The sequence below is a fragment of the Bacillus sp. Cr_A10 genome, from assembly GCF_029222665.1.
Lineage (GTDB): Bacteria > Bacillota > Bacilli > Bacillales_A > Planococcaceae > Psychrobacillus.
In genome coordinates this window covers 53846-76669 of record NZ_JARHXR010000021.1, presented here as the reverse complement: position 1 = coordinate 76669, position 22824 = coordinate 53846, and the positions used below count along the sequence as shown (strand labels likewise).

Sequence of the window (22824 nt, the reverse complement as noted above, 5' to 3'; positions counted from 1 at the left end):
GCAAAAAGGATGAATTATTCTCACGTAGAAGAAGTAAATGATATGTCGGTTGTAGATGCTTTAGAAAAAAACCTAGCGATTATTCGTTTTGATTTAAATAGGGATGTCGCTTATGTAAATGATAACTTTGCTAACGAACTGGGCTATACTAAAGAAAAAGTGATGAAAATGAACCACCGCGATTTTTGTTTTGCAACATATTCAAAGAGCCCAGAATATGAAATGTTTTGGAAAGAATTATTTGGTGGGAAGACGATTCAAAACAAAGTAGAACGTAAAGACGCAACAGGTAATAGCGTTATGTTTGAAGCAACCTATATGCCGATATTTGGAGAAAGAGGGCAAGTGTTAGGTGTTACAAAAGTAGCGACGAATGTAACTGATCGCCATCAAACCATTATGGCTGTAACAGAAGAGCTAAATGATATGTCCGAAGAGCTAAGTACTCGTGCGGAAGTAGGTATTAAAAGAAGCCAGGAGTTATTAGAAACTATTGATGAAATTGCTGCAGTTTCTAGTGAAAATACGGTTACCTTGAACAACCTACAAGTGCAAGCAGACTCTATTAAGGGCATCGTTCAAACAATTAGAGAAATCGCTGCTCAAACCAATTTACTAGCTTTGAATGCTGCAATCGAAGCCGCTCGCGCTGGTGAACACGGAAGAGGATTTAATGTAGTCGCTCAAGAAGTACGCAAGCTCGCAGCAAGAGTGGAAGCATCCATCGTTGAGGTACGTGAGAATATCGATGGAATAACAAAAGAAGTTGATAAAGTAACAATTAGTAATGGGAAGTCTCAAGCTAGCATAGAAAAAAGCCAAGAAGAAATTCGAATTGCATTAGAAGAATTCAATGACATATCCAAAGCATCAGAAAAGCTAGAAACCCAAACTGCACAATTCATCAAACTCATCTAGCAAATAGATTACGGAAAGATTACTGGTGCCAGGCACCAGTAATCTTTTTGTAATAATTTCTTTCGGACATGGTACACTAAATAGTGGGATTGGAGGGATGGATGTTGAGTGAGCATTCAATTGTTTATATAGAAATTGAGCGGCAAATAGATTTTTATTTTCAACAGAAACAAATAGAGCTCCAATATGAGCTTCGTTTGAATATGGAAGGAATTAAGTCGGCTCGACATCAATTCGAGCTTCAGCATGTTCATGATGTTTCCCATAAGCGTTTTTCGTTTGGTGGGGGGATTTTATACTTACATACCAATCAAGGTGTATTTTCCTATAAAATTCAAGATGATCCAGATCCATTTATTCAAACTTTCAAGTCTTTAAAAATAAGAAATTTATAACTTTAATTCGACAAATTTCTACATAATTTTATGAATTATTAAATATATTACAAGTTCGTTGTAATTGAAAACATTCGTGCTATAATGGGAAATATTCTAATAGCATTTTACTCGTATAATCGCAGGAATAAGGCCTGCAAGTTTCTACCGGCTTACCGTAAATAAGCTGACTATGAGTGGAAAATGAAATAAGAGAAGTAGGACTTTTTGTCGATATTTCTTTTATTTCCATTCGAAATTTTCAAGCTCGGATGACATTATTCCACTCCAAATATGGATGGGTAATGTCTTCGAGCTTTTTTGTATTTAGTAAAAATATACTTGAAGGGAATTCAAATAACATGAAATTATTAAAGGACAAGATTGCTCAAGAGGGTAAAGTTCTATCGGAAAATGTCTTAAAAGTAGATTCATTCTTAAATCATCAAATTGATCCTGCATTAATGCAAGCAATTGGAGAAGAGTTTGCTACTCGTTATAAAGATGCAGGAGTTACTAAAATAGTAACGATAGAATCATCTGGAATTGCACCTTCCATGTTCGCTGGATTGACTCTTGGTGTGCCTGTTGTATTTGCTAGAAAACGTAAATCCTTAACTCTTTCAGACAATTTATACACGTCAAAGGTACATTCTTTCACGAAAAATGAAACAAATGATATATCTATTTCACGAAACTTCTTATCAAGTGAAGATGTTGTATTGATAATTGACGACTTCCTTGCAAATGGACAAGCAGTGCTTGGCTTACTTGATATTGTAGAACAAGCCAATGCTACTACTGCTGGGGTTGGAATTGTCATTGAAAAAGGTTTCCAAACGGGTGGAAGCATTATTCGAGAACGTGGGATTCGAGTAGATTCTCTTGCTAATATCAAATCGTTAGCTAATGGAAAAGTGGAATTTTTTGAGGAGGCACCAACGCGATGAATAATGCAATTAAAAATACCGCTTTAGGCATTCAACATCTACTTGCTATGTATGCAGGAGCAATACTTGTTCCTCTTATTGTCGGGGGAGCAATCGGGCTTAACTCTGAACAATTAACCTATTTAGTAGCAGTAGATATCTTGATGTGCGGAGTTGCAACGATTTTACAAGTAATGAGTAATCGGTTTTTCGGTATAGGATTACCTGTTGTCTTAGGATGTACTTTTACTGCTGTGGGTCCAATGATCGCTATTGGTGCTGAATACGGGGTATCTTCTATTTACGGTGCTATTATTGTTTCCGGGCTTGTTGTAATTGTAATAAGCGGTTTTTTCGGAAAGCTCGTTAAGTTCTTCCCGCCAGTAGTGACAGGTTCTGTTGTGACTATTATCGGGATAACTCTAATCCCTGTTGCAATTAATAATATGGGTGGAGGACAAGGTGCAAGTGACTTCGGTTCCATTCCAAATATTTCGTTAGCATTTGGAACATTAATTTTTATCGTCTTGTTATATCGATTTGCTACTGGATTTATTAAAGCTATTTCTATTTTACTAGGAATTATCGCAGGAACAGTCGCTGGAGCATTTATGGGGAAAGTAGATTTCACCCCGGTAAGAGAGTCTGATATTTTCCATATGATTCAACCATTTTACTTTGGGACACCGACTTTTGAATGGTCCCCAATTATTACGATGACTTTGGTTGCCATCGTTTCTTTAGTTGAGTCTACAGGTGTATATTTTGCACTTGGTGATATTCTAGATAAAAAAATCAAAAAAGAAGATTTAACGAAGGGTTATCGCGCAGAGGGAATTGCTGTTTTACTTGGAGGTATTTTCAATTCATTCCCATATACAACCTTTTCACAAAACGTTGGACTAATGCAAATCTCTGGTGTGAAAACGAAAAACGTTATTTATATCACTGGAGGAATGTTGATCGCTCTTGGTTTTATTCCAAAAATTGCTGCACTTACAACGATTATTCCTACATCTGTATTAGGTGGAGCGATGATTGCGATGTTTGGAATGATTGTAGCGCAAGGTATTAAAATGCTAAGCACGATTATTACCGAATCTCAAGAAAACTCTATGATTATTGCATGTGCTATTGGAATCGGCTTAGGAGTAACAGTAGTGCCTGATTTGTTTGGAGCACTTCCAACAAGCATTCAAATTTTAACGAGTAATGGGATTGTAGCTGGAAGTATGACAGCGATTATATTAAATATATTATTCAATATGCTTCCTTCGAAAAAAGTAGTAAAACTATAAAATTGGTCTTTAAAATGAAATGTCGCCTACTTGTAGGTGGCATTTTTTATATGTGAAGATACAAGAGTAATAAAACATGCTATTTTGCTCCTGGATACGGTGTTATCAAAATAGTAGGTTCTAAAGGCCAACCTGTTACTGAATTGATTTTTAGAATATGGAGGAGCTATGAACAAGTGTAGCGCCTTCGCCTTTTCTTCAGCGATAAAAACACAACATCTTGAACTTGAAGTATTTTGTAACTAATTTGTAACTCCAATCCCTTACCATTGGTCAAACTAAAGGAAAGGAGCTGTTTTATTGTTAAGATTCAAAAGAATTTGGTTAGTGATTTTCTGTCTAGTGTTAATTAGTTCTATGGTCGGTTTACCTTCTATGACAAAAGCTTCAGGAGGGGTAATCTCCGGAACATATGGAGGAAAGACCTATAAATTGTATGTGCCGAGTCAATATGATTCTAGTAAGAGTTATCCATTGTATGTCATGTTGCATGGATGTACACAAGATGCAACTCAGTTTTCAACAGGGACAAAAATGAATGCGCTTTCAGAGGAAAAAGGATTTCTAGTACTTTATCCAGAGCAAAACTCTAGCGCTAACTCTAATAAGTGCTGGAATTGGTTTGAAACAAGTCATCAAAATCGCGGAAGTGGTGAGCCTAGCGTGATAGCTGGCATGGTGCAATCTATTAAATCGAATTATTCTATTCAGAATGATCAAGTATTTGTTGCTGGACTTTCAGCTGGGGCTGCAATGAGTGTCATTATGGGCGCAACCTATCCAGATGTTTTTTCGGGTATAGGAGTTGGGGCAGGATTAGAATATAAGGCGGCGACTAGCATGACGGAAGCATTTACAGCGATGTCTAGTGGTGGATCAAGTCCGGTTCAAAGAGGAAGAGATGCTTATAACGCAATGGGAAGTAGAGCTAAGCCATTGAAGGTAATTGTATTTCATGGTACTTCTGACTACACAGTAAATAAAATAAACGGAGATCAAGTCATTTCTCAATGGGCAGTAACGAATAGCCTAGCAGCAACTGGAGCAGAAGGATGGCTAGATGATCAAGCTGATAACACTCAGAATTTACAAGTACCATCAGGAAAAAGCTATACCGTATATGATTACAAGGCACAGGATGAAAAAATTTGGATGAAAAAAGTAAACATACAAAATATGGGGCATGCGTGGTCAGGAGGAAGTTCTCAAGGAAGCTATACGGATCCACAAGGTCCCGATGCTAGTAGAATAATGTGGGAATTTTTTCAATCTGACGTAAAACCCCCTGTAACTAATCCTGTAACAACTGCAACCCCACCTGGTGGAAAATACAATAATTCCGTAAGTGTCGAGCTTATTTCTAATAAACCAGGAAAGACCTACTATACAACAGATGGAACTGAACCAACTACTAACTCGCCTATATATTTGCAACCGCTTACAATAACAGAAAACACCACTTTAAAATTCTTTAGTCGTGACAATGAAAATAACTCCGAATCGGTCAAAACAGAGACGTATACAATTGAAACAGGAGATGATCCTGGAAATGAAACATCTGTATCATCCATTGGGAATGAAGATGGATTTGTCGGAAAGTACACTGCAGATGGAAAGAGCAATGCAACGATTAAAGTTGGGGATAAAGGAATGTATAATACGGATACGTATAGAGGTATTTTATCCTTCGATACAAGTACACTAACAGAACCAATAGAATCTGCAAAAATAAGACTATATCCTAAGTCGAAACAAGGAACGATTTCATTACTTCGATTAGACATTAAAACTGGGGTATTTGGAAGTGATTCAACGATTGAACAACTTGATTACTCCAATTCAGCCACCCAATCTAATATAAGTAGTTTCTCACCTGTGGAAGGTGAATATTTTGACATTAATATTCCAGCCAATAGTTTATCTCTGATTAACTTAAACGGTATTACTCAATTCCGATTAAAGGCTGACACTTTAGCGGGGTTCAATTCTAATTTCATAGAGTTTTACGGAGGAGAAACTGCCGATTATGCACCTAAATTAATTATTAATAGCAATTAGGATATTTATATTACACGAAGGTATACTGCCTTCGTGTTTTTTTGTTTCTAAAGAAGTATTTAATCTGTGATAAAAGTCACTGTAATTATATAGTGGATTTGTTAGCATAAATATAAAGGGAGTCTTTTTTACTATTTTCAATAGAAAAGAGGAAAGTGATTATGTTTCTAACTAAACGAAAAAAAGTAGAACATCCGGTGGAAAATCTCGTAGGGATACTGACCGTGACTGAGAAAGAAAGTTTGCGACAACTTCAATTAATAAAATTAACAAAAGAAGTACTTCAATCATTAAATGAAATGAAGTTAACTTTAGAAGACTATATTCCCCAAGCAGTAAGCCACTTTTACGATTCCATAATGGAAAATCCTCAGTTGGTGGAAATAATAAGTACCTATAGCTCACGTGTACGTTTAGAAAAAACTTTACGAAGCCACATAGCCGAATGGTTTAATGGGATAATAGATGATGATTATATTATTAGAAGAAAGCAAATAGCAAAAATGCATGTTCATATTGGACTAGAAACAAAATGGTATTTAGCTGCTTGCCACAATTTGCACAACAGTTTTATACAGGAAATTTTATTAAAGGACCTTCCAAAGCAAAAAGAGCGAATTTTTATTGATGCAATTAGTAAGATTATAAGCTATGAACAACAATTAGTTGTGGAAGAGTTTGATCGATATGCTGCAGAAAAATCAAGGGAAGAACAGGAAGAAATCAGGGAGAAAATTAAAGAAACATTAGGGAGCATTGTAAGCGTTTTAGAATATCAATCTTCTGATACAAGTATTTCCGTAGAAGAGCTTATAGGAACTACAAACACATTGAAGGTCGATGTCAAGAATGGAATTGAAACGTCTATGGAAACAATTCGTACTGCTGAAAAGGGTAAACAAACAATTGATACATTAACTAATAACACCAAAGAAATATTTGATAAAACCTCCTCTATGTCTAAAATGATCGATAAATTAAATCAGTCTTCTACAGAAATACTTAATGTCGTTAAAATTGTAAAAGACATCGCAAACAAAACAAACTTACTCGCTTTGAACTCTGCTATTGAAGCTGCAAGAGCTGGTGAATATGGAAAGGGTTTTGCGGTTGTAGCAGAGGAAGTACGAAAGCTAGCAGAACAAACAAAAAGTTCAGTGGAACAAATAGATATACTTGTAGGAGAATCGAATGAGGCACAAAGAACCGTTGTGGATGCAATTCAGGTTATTCAACAATTAGCTAATTTAGGCTTAACAGAAAGTAATCTAACTGCACAAGCTTTTTCTAATATTTCATTAATGATACAAGAAGTTGCTGCAGAGTCAAAAGTGGTTGGAACAGAAATAAATAGTTTAACGACAGCTGTTGAATCGATTGGAAATGCATCTCTCGAAATTTTAGATTCAGCAAAGCTGTTAGATAATACAATTAAGCAAATTTAGCATGTAAATCAGTTTGAAAAAGCTATTTTAAAAATAATATTGTATGATGAAAATAATCAGTAAAGGGAGGGATTTACATGTTAGTAACTACAACGAATACAATAGAAGGTAAAACGATCGAAAAGTATCATGGCATCGTGAGTGGAGAAGCAATTATGGGTGCAAACGTAGTTCGTGATCTATTTGCATCTGTGACGGATATTGTGGGGGGCAGAAGTTCTGCTTACGAGAATAAATTATCAGAAGGTCGTAAAATTGCATTGGAAGATATGAAGGTTCTTGCAAATCAACTAGGTGCTAACGCTGTTATTGGGGTTGATCTTGATTTTGAAACTATTCGAGAAGGCATGATGATGTGTGTTGCCACGGGAACTGCTGTTACATACCGTGACTAATTAAAGAGGTTTTTATAAGGAGTCGTAAGCTTTTATGAGCTTACGACTTTTCTAATTTTTATACTAAATGATTCCCATACTGCAATTGATAAAACAATATTTCTACTATTTCAATATTATGGTAGAATTGTATCAGACACAAGATGTGAGGAACAGAAGATGAGAATAAGAGATTGGGATCGAGCTTTAAAAGTACGTTTATTTGGGGAGTTTTTTAGTAATTTAAGTTTTTGGATGGTGTTTCCGTTCTTAGCAATTTACTTTGCTGATGAATTTGGAACGAGTATGGCGGGGATATTGCTAGTGGTTTCACAGGTCTTTTCGGTAGGTGCCAACTTAATAGGTGGATATTGTGCAGATAGATTTGGGAGAAGGACAATGATTTTCTTGTCTGCTACCGTAGAAGGGATAGCGTTTATACTATTTGCTTTTGCTAATTCTCCATGGATGGATTCGCCAATTGTTAGTTTCATTGCATTTACGATTGCTGGGATGGCTGGATCTTTCTATCATCCGGCAAGTCAGGCGATTGTAGCAGATGTAGTACCTGAACAAGCAAGAAGTAGTGTATTTTCAGTCTTTTATACGTCCATCAATATTTCTGTTGTTATAGGACCTATTGTTGGGGCAGTTTTATTCTTTCAATATCGATTTGCTTTATTACTAGTAGCTGGTATTATATTTATCTTAGTTGGAATAGCAATAAGATTTTTAACAGAGGAAACGCTCCCTGCAGAAGTGCGAGAACAGCTTAAGGATAGCGGGAATAATAGTTGGATACAAGTAGTTGTCAATCAAATAAAAGCATATGGCTTAATAGTTAAGGATAAAGTCTTTTTTCTTTTCGTCGTTGCAGGCATTTTACTTGCTCAAACGTATATGCAATTAGATATGTTGATACCTGTTTATATGAAAGATGCTATTGATGTTCAAGTGCTCGGTAATTTATTTGGTAGAGAATGGACAGTCACTGGAGAAGGTTCATTTGGTATACTTTTATCGGAGAATGGATTATTAGTTGTGCTGTTCACTGTTTTCGTCACTAAATGGATGACGAAATATCCGGAGAAAAGCGTATTCTTTTTATCGTCTATTATGTATGCAGTTGCTATGCTGATTTTTCCACTCACAGCAAATTTTTGGGTTTTCCTTTTTGCAATGGCCGTATTCACTTTAGGAGAATTAATGACAGTAGGATTACAAGAAAGCTTTGTATCTAAACTGGCACCAGAAGACATGCGTGGTCAATACTTTGCGGCGGCTAGTTTGCGTTATACTATTGGACGGACAATTGCACCATTGGTATTCCCATTAGTAGCGTGGATCGGTTTTACATGGACTTTTGTTATTTTAGCCATTTTAGCAGTTTTAAGTGGAGTTATTTATCTAATAACATTTAAGGAATATAACAAAAGACAAAATGAAATAAGTGTATAAAATTGGACAAGGGGTGTTCTCATTGAGAACACCCCTTCAGACTGTTGAAAAACGTTCGCATTCTTCGTTGCTTGCACATCGTCTTAAGCTCATGAACTTAAGTTCTATTCGCTTAAGCCTTGTACGGCGCGCCTTGACTGACAAACGTTTTCAAGTCAGTCTGATAGTACACCTTCGAAGAATGATAATGTCTAACAATCTAAAGAGTGTTTCTTCAATGAAAACACCCCTTGATTTGTGTATATGGTAACACATAAAATTTTGAATTTAATTTTCATCCCAATACATTGGGGAAGAATCTCCATGAAAGCCTCAGCTTTCAATGCCGCGGTAAATTGTTCCACTGGTTGCCTTCTAACCTAAGCAACGTAAACCCTACCTTCTTTTACGTCCTTGCGACCCTTTAGTCGCTCCAGTGTGAATAAGTATAATCAAAAACACATAAAGCAGAATGCCAAATTTCTTGATTTATGCACTACCAAAAATGTTAACAAACTTCATCATAGCATAAATTACATATAAAGTCAATAATCTAATATACTTCTTTATTGAATGCATGCTATACTATCTCAATCTAACTTAAGGGGGAAGGTGAGAGAATGGAAGTTTGGGATATTTATGATGAAAGAAGAGAGAGAACTGGAAAATCACATATAAGAGGCGAGGAGTTGCAAGAAGGAGATTTTCATACAGTAGTTCATGTTTGGATAATGAATGAAGAAGGCGAGTTGTTAATTCAGCAGCGCCAACCGTGGAAAAAGGGATGGGCCAATATGTGGGATTGTGCTGCAGCCGGTTCTGCCCTTGCTGGGGAAACTTGTAAAATGGCAGCTATACGTGAAACAAAAGAAGAATTAGGAATTGATTTGCAAGTGGAAAAATGTGAAGTGTTATTTACAATTAAGTTTTCGCGAGGTTTTGATGATCATCTGCTAGTTAAGCAAAACGTGGATATCGACAATTTAAGTCTACAATATGAGGAAGTGGCTAATGCGAAATGGGCTACTATGGAAGAAATCTTTAAACTTGTCGAAAGCGGAGAATTTATACCTTATTCTATACTTAAAGCCTTATTTGAAATTATTCAATCTAAAATTTCCTTAAAGAAGGCAACACCACAAGATGCATTGGAGTTATTTGAGTTACAGAAAAAAGTTTTCACACCTATTTATGAAAAATATGAGGATCATAAAACAAGTCCTGTGCTACAAACATTTGAAAGATTTAAAGATCGTTTAGAGACTGGAGACTTCTATAAAATCCATATGGATGATTTGTTAGTTGGAAGTGTCCATGTATATAAGAAATCCCCACAAGTGATGCGACTACATATGATAAATATTCTAGAAGACTGTCAGGGGAAGGGGATTGCCCAACAAGTGATGGATCGACTAGAAACTATGTACCCAGAAGCTGACAGCTGGGAACTTGACACTATTCTAGAGGAGGAAAGAAACTGCTATCTGTATGAAAAGATGGGATATGATCAAACCGAAGATAGATGGAAAGTCAATGATAAGATGACACTAGTTCACTACGTTAAAACTTCTAATATAAAACGAATGAAGGCTCTTTGATAAGAAAAGCATCCTAACTGTGTTAGGATGCTTTTTTTGTTTAACCTATCGTAACTGGTGCAAAAAATTCCTTATATAGTTCTTGTAAAATTTTATTTTCGTTACTTCGATGAACCCCAAAAGCCAAGCTCACTTCAGAGGATCCTTGATTAATCATTTCAATGTTTGCTCCTGTTCTTGAAATAGCAGTTGCTGCACGTGCTGCAAGGCCTGTATTGTTATTCATTCCTTCTCCTACAAGAACAATCATAGAAAATTCATGGCGAAAATGGACATCCTCTGCATGAAGTTCTTCTTTTACACGTTTGATAATCCGTGTTTCTTTTTCAGAAGTTAGCTGATGACTGCGGAAAATTACAGAAATATCGTCTAATCCAGACGGTGTATGCTCATATGAAATGTTTTCTTCTTCTAAAATTTGAAGTAATTTTCTTCCGAATCCTATTTCTCGGTTCATCAAATACTTACTTACGTATAATATTGAAAATCCGCTATCTGCAGATATTCCTGTAATTGGTCGATGTTTTCCTTTTCTGACAGAGACGATTTTTGTCCCTGGAGCAGATGGATTATTCGTATTTTTGATGCAAACAGGTATACCAGCTTTATAAACAGGCATCAAAGCTTCATCATGGAATACGGAAAAGCCTGCGTAAGAAAGTTCACGCATTTCTCTATAGGTGATTTCTTCGATCTCCATTGGGTCGTTTACAACCCTAGGGTTTGCACAAAATACAGAGTCCACATCCGTAAAGTTTTCATATAGGTCAGCATGAACAGCCGCAGCTAAAATAGATCCAGTAATATCTGATCCCCCACGATCAAAAGTCCGTAATTGGCCATCCATTGTATATCCAAAGAATCCTGGGAATACTACTATTTCATTGACATCACTTAATTTGCTTAAGTTTTCATAAGCTTGTGGAAGAGCTAATGCACGTTCTGGATAATCATTTACTACAAGTCCAGCGGTTTTAGGACTGACATACTGAGCTGATAGTCCAATACTTGTAAAGTATGTAGAAATAAGCTTTGCATTGTTATCTTCTCCACTAGCTTTCATATTATCTATAAAAAATTCTTCGTCCGAGGTGTCTAATAATACACGTTGGCGTAAATCTTCTTCAATTACATCGCATATTGGTTGTTCTAAACCAAGACCTGCTGCAATTTCTTTATATCTATCTAATACAAGTTGAAGTTTTGCTTCTACTTCTTTTTCGTTTAAAGCTGCTGTTGCTAGATCTATAAGTAAATCCGTAACTTTTTTATCTGAATCAAAACGCTTTCCTGGTGCTGACACAACTATAAACTTTCTAGTTGGATCTGACTGGACGATTGTTGCTACTTTTTTAATCTGTTCTGCACTTGCGACAGAAGTTCCCCCGAATTTACTAACTTTCATATCATCATATCCTTACTTATTAAGTTATATTGTATTTCTAGAAAAAACAAATGATTTTATACAGTGTACAAATTATACGGTAAAACGTCAATATATTTGGTTCAAAAAGTATAATTTATTTTATGTTAAGATGTATGATTTTATTATATTAATAAATAAAGTTCGTATATTTGTATAATTTAGTTGTAATACTACATAAAATTAGTTCTATAAACAATCAAAACACGAATAATAAATTTTTTTATAATTTTTTTTGCTGAATTAATTAGCGCCAAATCAGGCTTTTTTTAAGATGTTTTTAAATGATAGCGTTTTCAAGTTTTTTAACTATATTGACAATTGAAAAGAGTGAACGTATGATGGGTTTAATCTAATACAACATAAACAATTTTGACGGAGATAAACTTTACTTTTTGGAATCTAAAGAGAGCTGATGGATGGTGCAAATCAGTGATTTCTATTGTAGAGTAGCACTCTTGAATTGGTGAACTGAACAATTATAGTAGGTTCATTCGTGTCATGCGCGTTAAGCATTTTAACTAAGATGCTGCATTATGCAGTAAATTTGGGTGGTACCGCGTGAGTTTATACAAGCTCTTCGCCCCTTACATTTATGTAGGGGGGGAAGGGCTTTTTTGCTTTTAATAAAGGGGGATAGTAACCAAGATAAAATTTGTAACACAACAAATACACATACAACAGAAGGAGAATATAAAAAATGGCTTATAATATTTTAATCAGTGATCCACTTAGCGAAGATGGTATTTATCCTTTAAGACAAGCAGAAGGATTTAATATTGTAATTGATACAGAGTTGACTCCAGAGCAACTTGGAGAAAAAATCGGTGAATTCGATGCACTTCTTGTGCGTAGCCAAACTCAAGTAACCCGTGAAATTATTGAAAAAGGTACAAACTTAAAGATTATTGGTCGCGCCGGTGTTGGGGTAGATAATATTGATTTAACTGCAGCTACTGAACGTGGGATTATTGTTGTCAATGCTCCAGACGGAAACACAAACTCTGCTGCGGAGCATACAATTGCCATGTTGATGTCACTTGCACGTAATATCCCACAAGCGTTCCATGCATTGAAAAATCAGAAATGGGATCGCAAATCATTTATTGGGGTAGAAGTGAAAAATAAAACACTAGGTGTTGTAGGCCTAGGTAGAATTGGGGCAGAGGTTGCTGCTCGCGCAAAAGGGCAACGTATGAATGTAATCGCTTATGACCCTTTCTTAACTCCAGAAAAAGCGGAAAAACTAGGAGTACAATTTGGGACTATTGAAGATGTTATTAAAGCTGCAGATTTCATTACAGTGCATACACCATTGTTAAAAGAAACACGTCATATAATTAATAAAGAAGCATTTGAAAAAATGAAAGATGGCGTACAGATCGTTAACTGTGCACGAGGCGGAATTATCGACGAGGATGCATTATACGATGCGATTGTCTCTGGTAAAGTTGCAGGGGCAGCACTAGACGTATTCGAGGAAGAACCTTTTGTTGATCATCGATTATTGACTTTACCGCAAGTTATTGCGACACCTCACTTAGGAGCAAGCACCGTGGAAGCGCAAGAAATCGTAGCGATCGACGTTTCACATGATGTTGTAAGCTTTTTAAAAGATGGGGTAGTAAAAAATCCAGTTAACCTTTCATCTGTACCAAAAGATGTGTTAGCTAAAATAGAGCCATACTTTAACCTTGTTGAGAAACTAGGCTCATTCTTAAGCGATTTGACAGACGGTGTTCCTGAAGAAGTGAACATTACGTATTCTGGTGAACTTTCTAATATCGACGTTCGACCATTATCTCGAAATGCTGTAAAGGGTCTTTTGAAAAGCAAGCTAGGAGAGTCGATCAATGATGTAAATGCAAAATTTCATGCTGATCGCATTGGGATTGTAGTAAATGAATTAAAAACAACTAAAGCAAAAGGATTTACAAGCTTAATCACGGTTGAAGTAAAAACAGCTTCAGCAACAAGAAAAGTGGCAGGAACGTTATTAAACGGATTAGGACCACGTATATTACGAGTAGATGACTTTATCGTTGATGTAGTGCCAGAAGGCCATTTATTATTTATTCGTCATAAAGACCAACCAGGAGCAATCGGTCGTGTAGGAACTCTATTAGCTGGTGAAGGTGTCAATATCGCGGCGATGCAGGTTGGCCGTTCTGAAGTGGGTGGAGACGCAATCATGATGCTTTCTATTGACAAACATGTCGAAGAAACAGGAATTGAGCAGTTGAAACAACTAGAAGATATATCAGATGCAACAACAATTGATCTTTAATGCACGTACCAATCAATTTAATAATAAAAGCTATTGATAGAGGGTACTGAAAAACTTTTCAAAGTATCTTTTAGCGAGAATGTGAACGACATTTCGTTCACATTCTCGCTTTTTGTCTGTGCCCCATTGATTTCCGTTCAAGGCGGACGCTTTCCGCCGGCATGGCTTCAGCCTCTTCCCTCGCTACGCTCGGTCCAGGGTCTTCAGCTCATGCACCTGCCGCTTCGCTTTCGGTGCAGAAAACATTTGCTATTCCGGCTGGAGTCGCCGCCTAAAACGAAAATCAACCATTGTATGCTTACAAATAAATTAAAGGAAATAAAGGTAAGTGCTCATAAGACAGAATTCCGCAGATTGCTTCTAAAAGAAGTCATTCTATTGGATATACTTATTGGGAAAACGGATGAAATCGCACAGGAGAAAAAATCAAAACAAGGCACTTTCTATTCAAAATTGAACAGAAAGTGCCCAAGTGCCTTATTTTTTGTTCAAAATCATGTCATTTAATACGTAAGTTTTTCAGTGCCCTCATTGGCATGAGTATGCTTTTATTCTATCATCCTAAGATTGTGAATAACTCATGTAAGTTTTTAATCGTATAAGTAGGCTTTACTTCTTCATTTTGTGGTTTGTCTTCTCTGTTAATCCAAACTGATTTCATACCTATTTTAGAGGAGCCAAGGATGTCGGTCATTAAATTATCGCCTACCATTAACGCTTCATCCTTATTAACTCCAGCAACTTCTAGTGCATGTTCAAAAATGGAAGGGTCTGGTTTTCCTTTACCAAATGCTCCAGATATAATAATGTGGTCGAAGTAAGGGGTTAGCTCAGGTGTAATTTCCAGCTTCGTATTTTGTAAGCTAGGTGAACCATTTGTAATTAATAGAAGAATGTATTTATCTTTTAATAGATCTAAAACTTCAAATGTCTCTTCATAAACAAAAGGACTTTCTTTTCGCATTTTTGGGAAGTACTCTGCTAATTCTTTTCCAAGCGTCTCATCTTCAATGCCTAATTTGTATAGTCCTTGTGTCCAAGCTTCCTGCTGATAGACTGGAACGATTACTTTCATCTTTTGGAACTCTTCCGTAGGGTCATCGAATGTGCCCCATAATCCTTCGAAAGGGTTTATTCCAATCATTTGTGTAAATGGACGTGTTTCATATGTATCGTATAAATTGGCTGCTTCTTCTCGAACTGCCTGCTCTAAAGCTATTGGATCAATGTCAACTTTCTTAGCTGCAAATTCACACGTTTTATGAAAAGCGGTTTCCACACTTTTTTTATCCCATAATAAAGTATCATCTAAATCAAAAAAAATAGCCTTCATTTATTAAATACTCCCTTCACTTTCTTATCTATTTACTTTACCTCAGTAAAGGGAGACTGTCATTAGAGTTACCGTAAGAATTTCAAATCAAAATAATTAATTGTTCGAAATAAGAGTTTCTTCAAACATATCTATAATATGAAGGAATCTTTCTGCCTCTCTGAATACATGGTCTGCCAAAAGGGGATGAATATTGCTTTTTATACGACAAGCTTCTATTAGGTCTCTTGCTGATTTTTTAAAATCTCTGAGGGATACAACAGATACACGATTTTGATCCAAAAATTGATCCAATATAGGTGGAGTTTCTGATTCTGGACGCATGGAATCTAAATCGAGTGCCTGAAAAACAAGCTGGTCAAAATCATGACTGAACTCTCGTGCTTGGTCTACTAGCTTTCTTTCGGAAGGATCCAAAAGGTGGCCAATGAATTTAGAATGATCTGCCATGATTTTAAGGAAGAAAACATTTTCCTTAATAATGTCATCAGGTGTAGGTTCGAGCTTTCCGGCATTAAGCTCTTTTAATCGGTTAACAAAATAAGCTGCTTCTCTGCTTGTATGATCCACTAATAAAGCATAGTTATTTGATCTAATTTCACAACGTAATATTAGTCCAAGTACCTTTCTTTTATAAGCCCATATCGCAGTAGCTGCCTGATACACTTGAATATTAAATCTTCTTATTTCTTCTGGATCGGATTGTGAAGAATAGGTATTTAGTTTTTCTTCGATTTTTTCAAACAAAGCAACAAATTCTAGTGCTTCTTGAATTAACTTTTTGTCGTCGAAACTGAATCCCAAACTTAAAAATAAGGCATGCTCTTTCATTATCCTTGACCAAAAACGAATCTCATCCAATGATCTTGTCACAAATAAACTGACTGAAATCACTCCTTTTTCTTATAATATTCATACCGCGCTAAAAGATGTTAAATGACTAGAATTGCAACAATTTATCAAGAGGTCCACCAGCAAGAATAATTTCCTCTATATCCTTTATGGCGATTGGAAAGTATGGAAAGCCATGTACAGAAGGTGTTATTTCGTAAACTTGAAAATAAATAACAATACTGTGGTCCGCTAGGTAAAAATCTTGATCCATACGAATCTCTTTAAACTCCTCTAAAACAGGGACTTCCCATTCGACGATTTTCTTTTCGGTTATTTCTGACAAAATCTTTACGTATTGGCTATTTGGTTCAAATAAATCCTTTAATTCAACTAATTTACCTGTTGCCACTTCAAAAGTTAATGATTGAATAATAGTTAATCCATGAGCGCCACCAGTATATGAATAAATTAATAAGGATAAACTTAAAATTCCGCGTTCATTCGTTTTTACCTCGTAATGACCGATCATTTCTACTAAGTTCTCAGTATAAAAACCTTCCTCAATCAACATTTTGTTCAAAGTAGAAATAATTTCATTATTTATCTTCTTTTCTATCTGAGGATGAGGTAATTTCGTTACAATAGGGTAAGATACGTTTACTTTTGGTGATTGAACATATTTTGTTTTTATGAGGATAGGTAAATCCATTTTTCACCACCTTTCCAATTGTTATTTTATATGAGTGGGGGAACTACATATGTTTTTGAAGAAAATTACAATTTTACGAGATCAAGAACTAAGCTATCCATTTACGATTCCGACTATAAATCATTTAAGAGAATTAGAATTAAAAAATAACGTCACTTTTTTAGTTGGTGAAAATGGGACTGGTAAATCTACTTTATTAGAAGGAATTGCTGATAATTGTCAGTTCAATACAGCTGGGGGAAGTAGAAACAATGTATATGAAGTAGATGCGTCGGAAAGTGCATTGGGGAAATACATGCGTTTATCATGGATGCCGAAAATCACAAATGGCTTTTTTCTACGTGCGGAATCTTTTTATCAATTTGCATCGCATATAGATGAGATGGAAAGACTACATCCAGGTAGCAATCAAAGTTACGGTGGTAAGTCACTTCACAAACAATCTCATGGAGAATCATTTTTGTCCTTATTTTTAAATAGATTTAATGGTAGAGCTATTTATTTATTAGATGAGCCGGAAGCTGCACTATCCCCTCAAAGACAGCTTGCATTCTTAAAAATAATGCATGATCTTGTAACGGAGGAAGACTGCCAGTTCATAATTGCAACTCATTCACCTATTATATTAGGCTATCCAAATGCGACAATCTTTAGTTTTGATAATGGAGAGATTGAAGAAATAGAATATGAAATGACAAATCATTATCAAATAACAAAATATTTTTTGGACCACCGAGAGAAATTTTTGAAAGAACTATTAGAAGGTGATTGAAAATGAAACTTTAAATGACTTAAATTCGTTCTATCTTGTATTGGGAGTGAAATAAATGAACGTAATAATTCATTATTTAGATGATATGCTTTTTTTCGTCTGTGTAGCACTTCCATTTGTTTTTGTTTGGCGTTTTAGTCGATGGAGAAAAAGAGGCCTTAAGCTAAAAGAAAGTTTCCACGAGTTAGGTATATTTCTACTTGTATTAGTGCTCATTGGTTTGTTTTCACAAACCATTATTCCAAGGTATGGATTGATGCAGCCCTCGCTAACAAATGTAAATTTAGATTTGTTTCGGGTTATAAAAGAAACCTATAATGCTATAAAATATTTAGGATTCTGGCAGCCGTTTTATATTAATTTTCTTGGGAATATTATTCTTTTCATGCCCATTGGTTTTCTCCTTCCCCTTCTTTCTAGAAGAATGGAGGATTTCCCTTACACTGTAGTCATAGGTTTATTGGTCTCTCTTTTTATTGAAATAATGCAACTTCCCCAAAACAGAAGTAGTGATGTAGATGATTTATGGTTAAATACACTTGGTGCCTTACTTGGTTATTTATTTTATTTAATCATCAACAGGAAATTACCAACAGTCACTTTGGCATTTAAAAAAATAAAGGAATAAAGTTTGAAATCATTAGTTTCTGGGTAAAAATATAACGGAAACAATATGCAAGGAGCGTAACAAAATGATGATACCAAAAGAATCTAAAATTGAAGAAAAACGTGAGCATATGATTGAAGATCTAGTGAATAAAGGCGTATTTAAAATTGATGGAAGACAACTATATGAGCTGAATCTGTATGAACTAACAAAAGAGTATATAACAGAAGAAGATAACTAAAAGTGCCGATAATATCGGCACTTTTTTTCGTCTGTTCTTATTACGGACGCTGGTCTCGGAAAAACGTCCAATTCTGCTATTTATAGCTAATTGTCTAGAAGAAAAATGTGGTACACTTGTCTCAAACACAGATGAGGTGGAAAACAAATTGACTTTTTTACAAAATTTAAATGAAACATTACAAGAAAAATGGGCAAAGGCTAATTTTGTATCTGAAATGCCTATCCAAACTAAATTAATACCACATATGCTTGATGGTTCAGATATCGTTGCAGAATCTCCAACTGGAACAGGAAAAACATTAGCGTATGTGCTACCTATATTGCAAAAGGTGGATCCATCAAAGAAGCACATACAAGCATTGGTCATTGTGCCTTCTCAAGAACTGGGCATGCAGATTGTGGAAGTATTTCGTGAATGGGTGGCAGGTACCGATATTACTGTAGCGCAACTTATTGGTGGTGCAAATATTCAAAGACAACTCGATGTACTTAAAAAGAAGCCAACAATTGTAGTTGGAACACCTGGACGTTTACAAGAACTTGTGAAATTAAAAAAATTAAAGATGCATGAAATCAAAACAATCGTACTAGACGAAGGAGACCAGTTGTTAAGTCGAGAAAATCGTACGACTGTTAAGGGGTTAATAGATGCAACTGTTGAAAGACAACTGGTTGTTACATCTGCCACAATTACGGAAGAAATTGAACTAGTTGCAGAAAGAATCATGAATAATCCTGTCCGCATTCAAGTTACAGCAGAGGAAATTCCTTCAAAGGGTGAAGTTATTCATAGTTTTGTCAAAACGGAAGTGCGAGACAAAACGGAATTATTAAGAAAGCTTTCTCACTTAGAAGGTATGAAGGGACTAGCCTTTGTAAATAGTTTAGATCAAGTTTTAATGAAGGATACAAAGCTCTCTTATAGAGATGCTCCTATTATTTCTCTACATTCAGAAATGAAAAAAGAGGAAAGAAAAAAAGCATTAGATGACTTTAAAAATGGTAAAGTAAATATACTTATAGCAACTGACGTTGCTGCTAGAGGTCTGGACATTTCTGGATTAACACATGTAATTCATGTTGATGTTCCGCATTCTATAGAACAATATTTGCATCGTTCTGGCCGTACTGGACGTGCTGGAAATGATGGAGAAGTATTGACCTTATTAACTTATGGGGATGAAAAAACGTATAAGAAATGGACAAAGGAGCTTCCGAGCAAGCCAGTTCAGAAAATATGGTATCGTGGGGAGTTAATAGAAGGTTCATCGAAAACAGTACAGAAAAAGGGGAAATAAACAATGAATTTTCAACAAAAATTAGAGGAATACGCTGAGCTTATCGTTAAAGTAGGTTTAAATATTCAAAAAAATCAACAGTTACTTATTAATACAACTACGGAAACGATTGAATTTACCAGACTTGTTGTAAAAAAAGCGTATGAAGCTGGTGCAAAGCGAGTAGATGTAAATTATTCTGATGGACCAAATACAAGATCATTTTATGATTTGGCTCCAGACGAAGCATTCCACGAATATCCGAAATGGGCTGCTATGCAACGAGATGAGTTAATTGAAAACAAAGGTGCTTTATTATGGATAGATGCGGAAAATCCAGATTTACTTGAAGGTGTTTCGGTTGAAAAAATATCAAACTTCCATAAAGCAAGCGGGAAAGCACTTGAAAATTATAGAAAAGCAGTGATGAATGATGTCATTACTTGGTCAATTGTTGCGATGCCTTCTGAAAAATGGGCAGCAAAGGTATTTCCGGATTTACAAGCAGAAGAGCAAATGCAAGCTCTTTGGAATTTAATTTTTCAAGTAGTAAGAATTGGTGAAGGAACAGCGGTTCAACAATGGAAAGAGCATATCGAAAATTTAGAAAGCCGTGCTTCACTATTAAATGCGAAGCGTTATAAAAAATTACATTACACAGCAGAAGGAACAGATATCCAAGTGGAACTACCAAAAGGTCATATTTGGATGTCAGGGGCTAGTAAAAATGCGCAATCCGTTCCTTTTATAGCTAATATGCCTACAGAAGAAGTTTATACTGCTCCATTAAAAACAGGAGTTAATGGCTATGTGAAAAACACTAAACCGCTAGCATATAAAGGGAATGTCATAGATAATTTTACATTAACTTTTGAAAACGGTGCTATTACGAAAGTTGAAGCAACTACTGGTGAGGAGCTTTTAAAAGAATTAACACAAACAGATGAGGGTGCAAAATATTTAGGGGAAATTGCGCTAGTTCCACATGAATCTCCAATTTCTGCATCTAATGTTTTATTTTTTAATACCCTATTTGATGAAAATGCTTCGAATCATTTTGCTATTGGAGAAGCTTACCCGACATGTGTGGAAGGTGCGCGTGGATTATCTCCAAGTGAGCTTGAAAACTTAGGGCTCAATACTTCCATTGTTCATGAAGACTTCATGATTGGTTCTGCTGATATGGATATTATGGGAGAATTAGAAGATGGTACAATAGAGCCTATCTTCAAAAAAGGTTCTTGGGCTTTTTAAGGAGTAAATCTAGATGAAAAAGTGGATAGTTATAATCTTACTCCTTGTGGTTCCTTTCACGTCTTTTTCTGTAAAGGCAAATGGTGCTGAAGTATATATCGCTTTAGGAGATTCTCTAGCTGCCGGCCAAACTCCGAACAGATCAATAGATACTGGTTATACAGATTTAATAGCACAAGAGTTGAAAAGATCTCATCAGCTTGCTTATTATTCGAAGGCACTTGCATTTTCAGGATATACAACAGCTGATGTGTTAAAAACAGTTCGCACAAATGAAGCAAAGGAATTACTTAAAAATGCATCAATTGTTACCATTTCAGCAGGGGCAAATGATTTACTAAGGCTTGTGCAATTAAATGCAGCGAATGGTTCAATTTCGTACAAGCAAATTCAAGTAAATTATGCCTTAAATATGGTACGCAAAAATATGGAAGCAATTGTGAAAGAAGTTCAAGTGACTGCACCAAACGCAAAGATATATGTGTTGGGTTACTATTTTTCCTATCCTCATTTACGAGATACACAAAAAGTAGGTATAAGAAAAGAGTTAAATGCACTGCATTCCATATTAAAAACGGAAGCGGAGGCCAATGGAGCAACATACGTATCAGTTGAGGAAGATTTTTCTAATAAAGAAAAAGAGTTGCTACCTAATGTATCGGATGTGCATCCTACAATGGAAGGATACCGTCTGATGGCTAATGCTTTTTTCAAAAAGTACAATGCGAATTTACAAGTAAATCCAAAGGAATTGCCTGCTCCAAATCCTTTAACTTTTGAACAAATCCTTAATAGTCAAAAGGAAAAAGCAGAGACTCCCGTTTCAAGAGTAGAGGGTCTTGATCGTTATTTGTCACTTACGGAATTAAAGCCATTGATATAATAAAGTCTCTATTATTGGGTAATTTTGAATAAAATTGACTGTTCAGTACTTAGAGATTAGAAACACGGTTGTTCGCGACGTATGAGCTCTCCGCAGGATGAGTAGCTCCTACGTCGCTCACATACTCGACTTTTATTTTGGACCCGTTAAATTCCGTTCCAGGCGGACGCGTTCCGCCGGCATGGCTTCAGCCGCTTCCCTTGCTCCTGCGCAAAGCTCGTCGCAAAAAACAATGCTCCTGCGCAAGCTCGTCGCAAAAATTAATTTCGCTACGCTCAGTCCAGGGTCTTTTTCCACCTGATACGAAAATCAACTATTATCCGCTTTTCAATTAGAAAACCATCATGCCATTAATAGAGCAAGTATTTATAGAAAATCGTTGAAAAAGGCGACACTCCTGCGGGAAAAGCGTTAGCCGAAGACCCCGCAGTTGAGGGGGAAGGCAATCTAAGTTCGCCGCATCCTGCTCCTGCGCATAGCTCGTCGCAAAAGAACTTTTGCGGCAACGATTGCATGACCAACATCGTGTTGGCCTAGGAGGCTAAGGCAACGCCCGCGCAAAGGGAGCCGTTTCAACGATTTTCTTATTTATCGGACGACATTATTTAGTAAAGTGAAATTCTATCTAATTTTTCAGTGCCCTCCAAGACATGCCGTATGAGACAGGCGAAATGTGCTAGCACATTTCACGGCTCATGCAGACGTGCGGCCAGCGCGAATGCTTATAGATAAGTAGAATTCGATTTAACCTATAACCTATTTAATCCCATT

General features: G+C 36.0%; 20 protein-coding genes, 3 pseudogenes, 1 riboswitch and 1 other annotated feature. Of the genes and pseudogenes, 19 read left to right on the top strand and 4 right to left on the bottom strand.

Features of this window, described 5'->3' with window-relative positions; genetic code table 11:
- Positions 1-9: 9 nt before the first annotated feature.
- The 12 genes and pseudogenes from P2Q73_RS20475 to P2Q73_RS18495 form a co-directional block, all read left to right on the top strand.
- Positions 10-384: pseudogene (locus P2Q73_RS20475) on the top strand (PAS domain S-box protein); the annotation flags it as partial.
- A gap of 15 nt (positions 385-399) precedes the next feature.
- A complete protein-coding gene (locus tag P2Q73_RS20470) occupies positions 400-918 on the top strand; it encodes a methyl-accepting chemotaxis protein (RefSeq protein ID WP_481747172.1) in 519 nt (172 codons plus the stop codon).
- A gap of 101 nt (positions 919-1019) precedes the next feature.
- Positions 1020-1313 carry a hypothetical protein gene (locus P2Q73_RS18535; protein WP_053591978.1) on the top strand — a complete coding sequence of 98 codons (294 nt, stop codon included), beginning with the start codon at positions 1020-1022 and terminating at the stop codon, positions 1311-1313.
- A 91-nt stretch (positions 1314-1404) separates the two neighbouring features.
- Positions 1405-1506: riboswitch (purine riboswitch) on the top strand.
- A 148-nt stretch (positions 1507-1654) separates the two neighbouring features.
- A complete protein-coding gene (locus P2Q73_RS18530) occupies positions 1655-2242 on the top strand; it encodes a xanthine phosphoribosyltransferase (RefSeq protein ID WP_275790094.1) in 588 nt (195 codons plus the stop codon).
- Positions 2239-3519, top strand: coding sequence for a nucleobase:cation symporter-2 family protein (locus P2Q73_RS18525; RefSeq protein WP_156316839.1), 1281 nt, complete (start codon positions 2239-2241; stop codon positions 3517-3519). Before P2Q73_RS18530 ends, P2Q73_RS18525 begins: the two co-directional genes overlap by 4 nt.
- Positions 3520-3819: 300 nt before the next feature.
- On the top strand, positions 3820-5577 hold the full coding sequence (locus P2Q73_RS18520) for an extracellular catalytic domain type 1 short-chain-length polyhydroxyalkanoate depolymerase (RefSeq protein WP_275789889.1): 1758 nt from the start codon (positions 3820-3822) through the stop codon (positions 5575-5577).
- Positions 5578-5738: 161 nt separating this feature from the next.
- A pseudogene (locus tag P2Q73_RS20465) lies at positions 5739-6245 on the top strand (protoglobin domain-containing protein); the annotation flags it as partial.
- 198 nt (positions 6246-6443) lie between these two features.
- Complete coding sequence (locus P2Q73_RS20460) at positions 6444-7022, top strand: methyl-accepting chemotaxis protein (protein ID WP_481747171.1); 579 nt, start codon at positions 6444-6446, stop codon at positions 7020-7022.
- 77 nt (positions 7023-7099) lie between these two features.
- A complete protein-coding gene (locus P2Q73_RS18510; protein ID WP_056833207.1) occupies positions 7100-7417 on the top strand; it encodes a YbjQ family protein in 318 nt (105 codons plus the stop codon).
- A gap of 159 nt (positions 7418-7576) precedes the next feature.
- Positions 7577-8854 carry an MDR family MFS transporter gene (locus P2Q73_RS18505; RefSeq protein ID WP_056833209.1) on the top strand — a complete coding sequence of 426 codons (1278 nt, stop codon included), beginning with the start codon at positions 7577-7579 and terminating at the stop codon, positions 8852-8854.
- Between the two features lie 599 nt (positions 8855-9453).
- Positions 9454-9936: pseudogene (locus tag P2Q73_RS18500) on the top strand (NUDIX hydrolase); the annotation flags it as partial.
- 45 nt (positions 9937-9981) lie between these two features.
- Entirely contained in the window at positions 9982-10431 is a 450-nt protein-coding gene (locus P2Q73_RS18495; protein WP_275790091.1) for a GNAT family N-acetyltransferase, read from the top strand.
- Positions 10432-10471: 40 nt separating this feature from the next.
- Here P2Q73_RS18495 and P2Q73_RS18490 read toward each other — a convergent pair whose 3' ends face one another.
- Positions 10472-11836, bottom strand: a complete 1365-nt coding sequence (locus tag P2Q73_RS18490) for an aspartate kinase (protein WP_275789882.1) — start codon at positions 11834-11836, stop codon at positions 10472-10474.
- A 381-nt stretch (positions 11837-12217) separates the two neighbouring features.
- Positions 12218-12445 (top strand) — a binding site (T-box leader).
- Positions 12446-12554: 109 nt separating this feature from the next.
- On the opposite strand from P2Q73_RS18490, the gene serA reads away from it, so the two are divergent.
- Positions 12555-14141, top strand: coding sequence for a phosphoglycerate dehydrogenase (gene serA / locus P2Q73_RS18485; protein WP_053591984.1), 1587 nt, complete (start codon positions 12555-12557; stop codon positions 14139-14141).
- 556 nt (positions 14142-14697) lie between these two features.
- On the opposite strand, the gene P2Q73_RS18480 is transcribed toward serA, so the two are convergent.
- The 3 genes from P2Q73_RS18480 to P2Q73_RS18470 all read right to left on the bottom strand — a co-directional run bounded on the left by P2Q73_RS18480 (position 14698) and on the right by P2Q73_RS18470 (position 17017).
- A complete protein-coding gene (locus P2Q73_RS18480; RefSeq protein ID WP_275789879.1) occupies positions 14698-15474 on the bottom strand; it encodes an HAD family hydrolase in 777 nt (258 codons plus the stop codon).
- 96 nt (positions 15475-15570) lie between these two features.
- Entirely contained in the window at positions 15571-16368 is a 798-nt protein-coding gene (locus tag P2Q73_RS18475) for a DUF2935 domain-containing protein (protein WP_256363938.1), read from the bottom strand.
- 46 nt (positions 16369-16414) lie between these two features.
- Positions 16415-17017: a DUF3298 and DUF4163 domain-containing protein gene (locus P2Q73_RS18470; protein WP_275789876.1), complete on the bottom strand. Its 603-nt coding sequence runs from the start codon at positions 17015-17017 to the stop codon at positions 16415-16417.
- A 49-nt stretch (positions 17018-17066) separates the two neighbouring features.
- On the opposite strand from P2Q73_RS18470, the gene P2Q73_RS18465 reads away from it, so the two are divergent.
- The 6 genes from P2Q73_RS18465 to P2Q73_RS18440 all read left to right on the top strand — a co-directional run bounded on the left by P2Q73_RS18465 (position 17067) and on the right by P2Q73_RS18440 (position 22053).
- The gene (locus P2Q73_RS18465; RefSeq protein WP_275789873.1) at positions 17067-17789 is read left to right on the top strand and encodes an AAA family ATPase; all 723 of its coding nucleotides are present in this window, start codon (positions 17067-17069) and stop codon (positions 17787-17789) included.
- A gap of 55 nt (positions 17790-17844) precedes the next feature.
- On the top strand, positions 17845-18417 hold the full coding sequence (locus tag P2Q73_RS18460) for a VanZ family protein (RefSeq protein WP_056833223.1): 573 nt from the start codon (positions 17845-17847) through the stop codon (positions 18415-18417).
- Positions 18418-18481: 64 nt separating this feature from the next.
- Positions 18482-18637, top strand: coding sequence for a Fur-regulated basic protein FbpA (locus tag P2Q73_RS18455; RefSeq protein WP_231687507.1), 156 nt, complete (start codon positions 18482-18484; stop codon positions 18635-18637).
- A 148-nt stretch (positions 18638-18785) separates the two neighbouring features.
- Entirely contained in the window at positions 18786-19937 is a 1152-nt protein-coding gene (locus P2Q73_RS18450) for a DEAD/DEAH box helicase (RefSeq protein ID WP_056833225.1), read from the top strand.
- A 3-nt stretch (positions 19938-19940) separates the two neighbouring features.
- On the top strand, positions 19941-21170 hold the full coding sequence (locus P2Q73_RS18445; RefSeq protein ID WP_275789868.1) for an aminopeptidase: 1230 nt from the start codon (positions 19941-19943) through the stop codon (positions 21168-21170).
- Positions 21171-21183: 13 nt separating this feature from the next.
- On the top strand, positions 21184-22053 hold the full coding sequence (locus P2Q73_RS18440) for an SGNH/GDSL hydrolase family protein (protein ID WP_275789865.1): 870 nt from the start codon (positions 21184-21186) through the stop codon (positions 22051-22053).
- Positions 22054-22824: the final 771 nt, after the last annotated feature.

Excerpts from the sequence above, each read along its gene's own strand:
- P2Q73_RS18465 (WP_275789873.1), top strand. The coding sequence starts at position 17,067 with ATGTTTTTGAAGAAAATTACAATTTTACGAGATCAAGAACTAAGCTAT.
- P2Q73_RS18535 (WP_053591978.1), top strand. The coding sequence starts at position 1,020 with ATGTTGAGTGAGCATTCAATTGTTTATATAGAAATTGAGCGGCAAATA.
- P2Q73_RS18470 (WP_275789876.1), bottom strand. The coding sequence starts at position 17,017 with ATGGATTTACCTATCCTCATAAAAACAAAATATGTTCAATCACCAAAA.
- P2Q73_RS18510 (WP_056833207.1), top strand. The coding sequence starts at position 7,100 with ATGTTAGTAACTACAACGAATACAATAGAAGGTAAAACGATCGAAAAG.
- P2Q73_RS18530 (WP_275790094.1), top strand. The coding sequence starts at position 1,655 with ATGAAATTATTAAAGGACAAGATTGCTCAAGAGGGTAAAGTTCTATCG.
- P2Q73_RS18440 (WP_275789865.1), top strand. The coding sequence starts at position 21,184 with ATGAAAAAGTGGATAGTTATAATCTTACTCCTTGTGGTTCCTTTCACG.
- P2Q73_RS20460 (WP_481747171.1), top strand. The coding sequence starts at position 6,444 with ATGGAAACAATTCGTACTGCTGAAAAGGGTAAACAAACAATTGATACA.
- P2Q73_RS18505 (WP_056833209.1), top strand. The coding sequence starts at position 7,577 with ATGAGAATAAGAGATTGGGATCGAGCTTTAAAAGTACGTTTATTTGGG.
- P2Q73_RS18445 (WP_275789868.1), top strand. The coding sequence starts at position 19,941 with ATGAATTTTCAACAAAAATTAGAGGAATACGCTGAGCTTATCGTTAAA.
- P2Q73_RS18480 (WP_275789879.1), bottom strand. The coding sequence starts at position 15,474 with ATGAAGGCTATTTTTTTTGATTTAGATGATACTTTATTATGGGATAAA.
- P2Q73_RS18460 (WP_056833223.1), top strand. The coding sequence starts at position 17,845 with ATGAACGTAATAATTCATTATTTAGATGATATGCTTTTTTTCGTCTGT.
- P2Q73_RS18455 (WP_231687507.1), top strand. The coding sequence starts at position 18,482 with ATGATGATACCAAAAGAATCTAAAATTGAAGAAAAACGTGAGCATATG.
- serA (WP_053591984.1), top strand. The coding sequence starts at position 12,555 with ATGGCTTATAATATTTTAATCAGTGATCCACTTAGCGAAGATGGTATT.
- P2Q73_RS20470 (WP_481747172.1), top strand. The coding sequence starts at position 400 with ATGGCTGTAACAGAAGAGCTAAATGATATGTCCGAAGAGCTAAGTACT.
- P2Q73_RS18490 (WP_275789882.1), bottom strand. The coding sequence starts at position 11,836 with ATGAAAGTTAGTAAATTCGGGGGAACTTCTGTCGCAAGTGCAGAACAG.
- P2Q73_RS18525 (WP_156316839.1), top strand. The coding sequence starts at position 2,239 with ATGAATAATGCAATTAAAAATACCGCTTTAGGCATTCAACATCTACTT.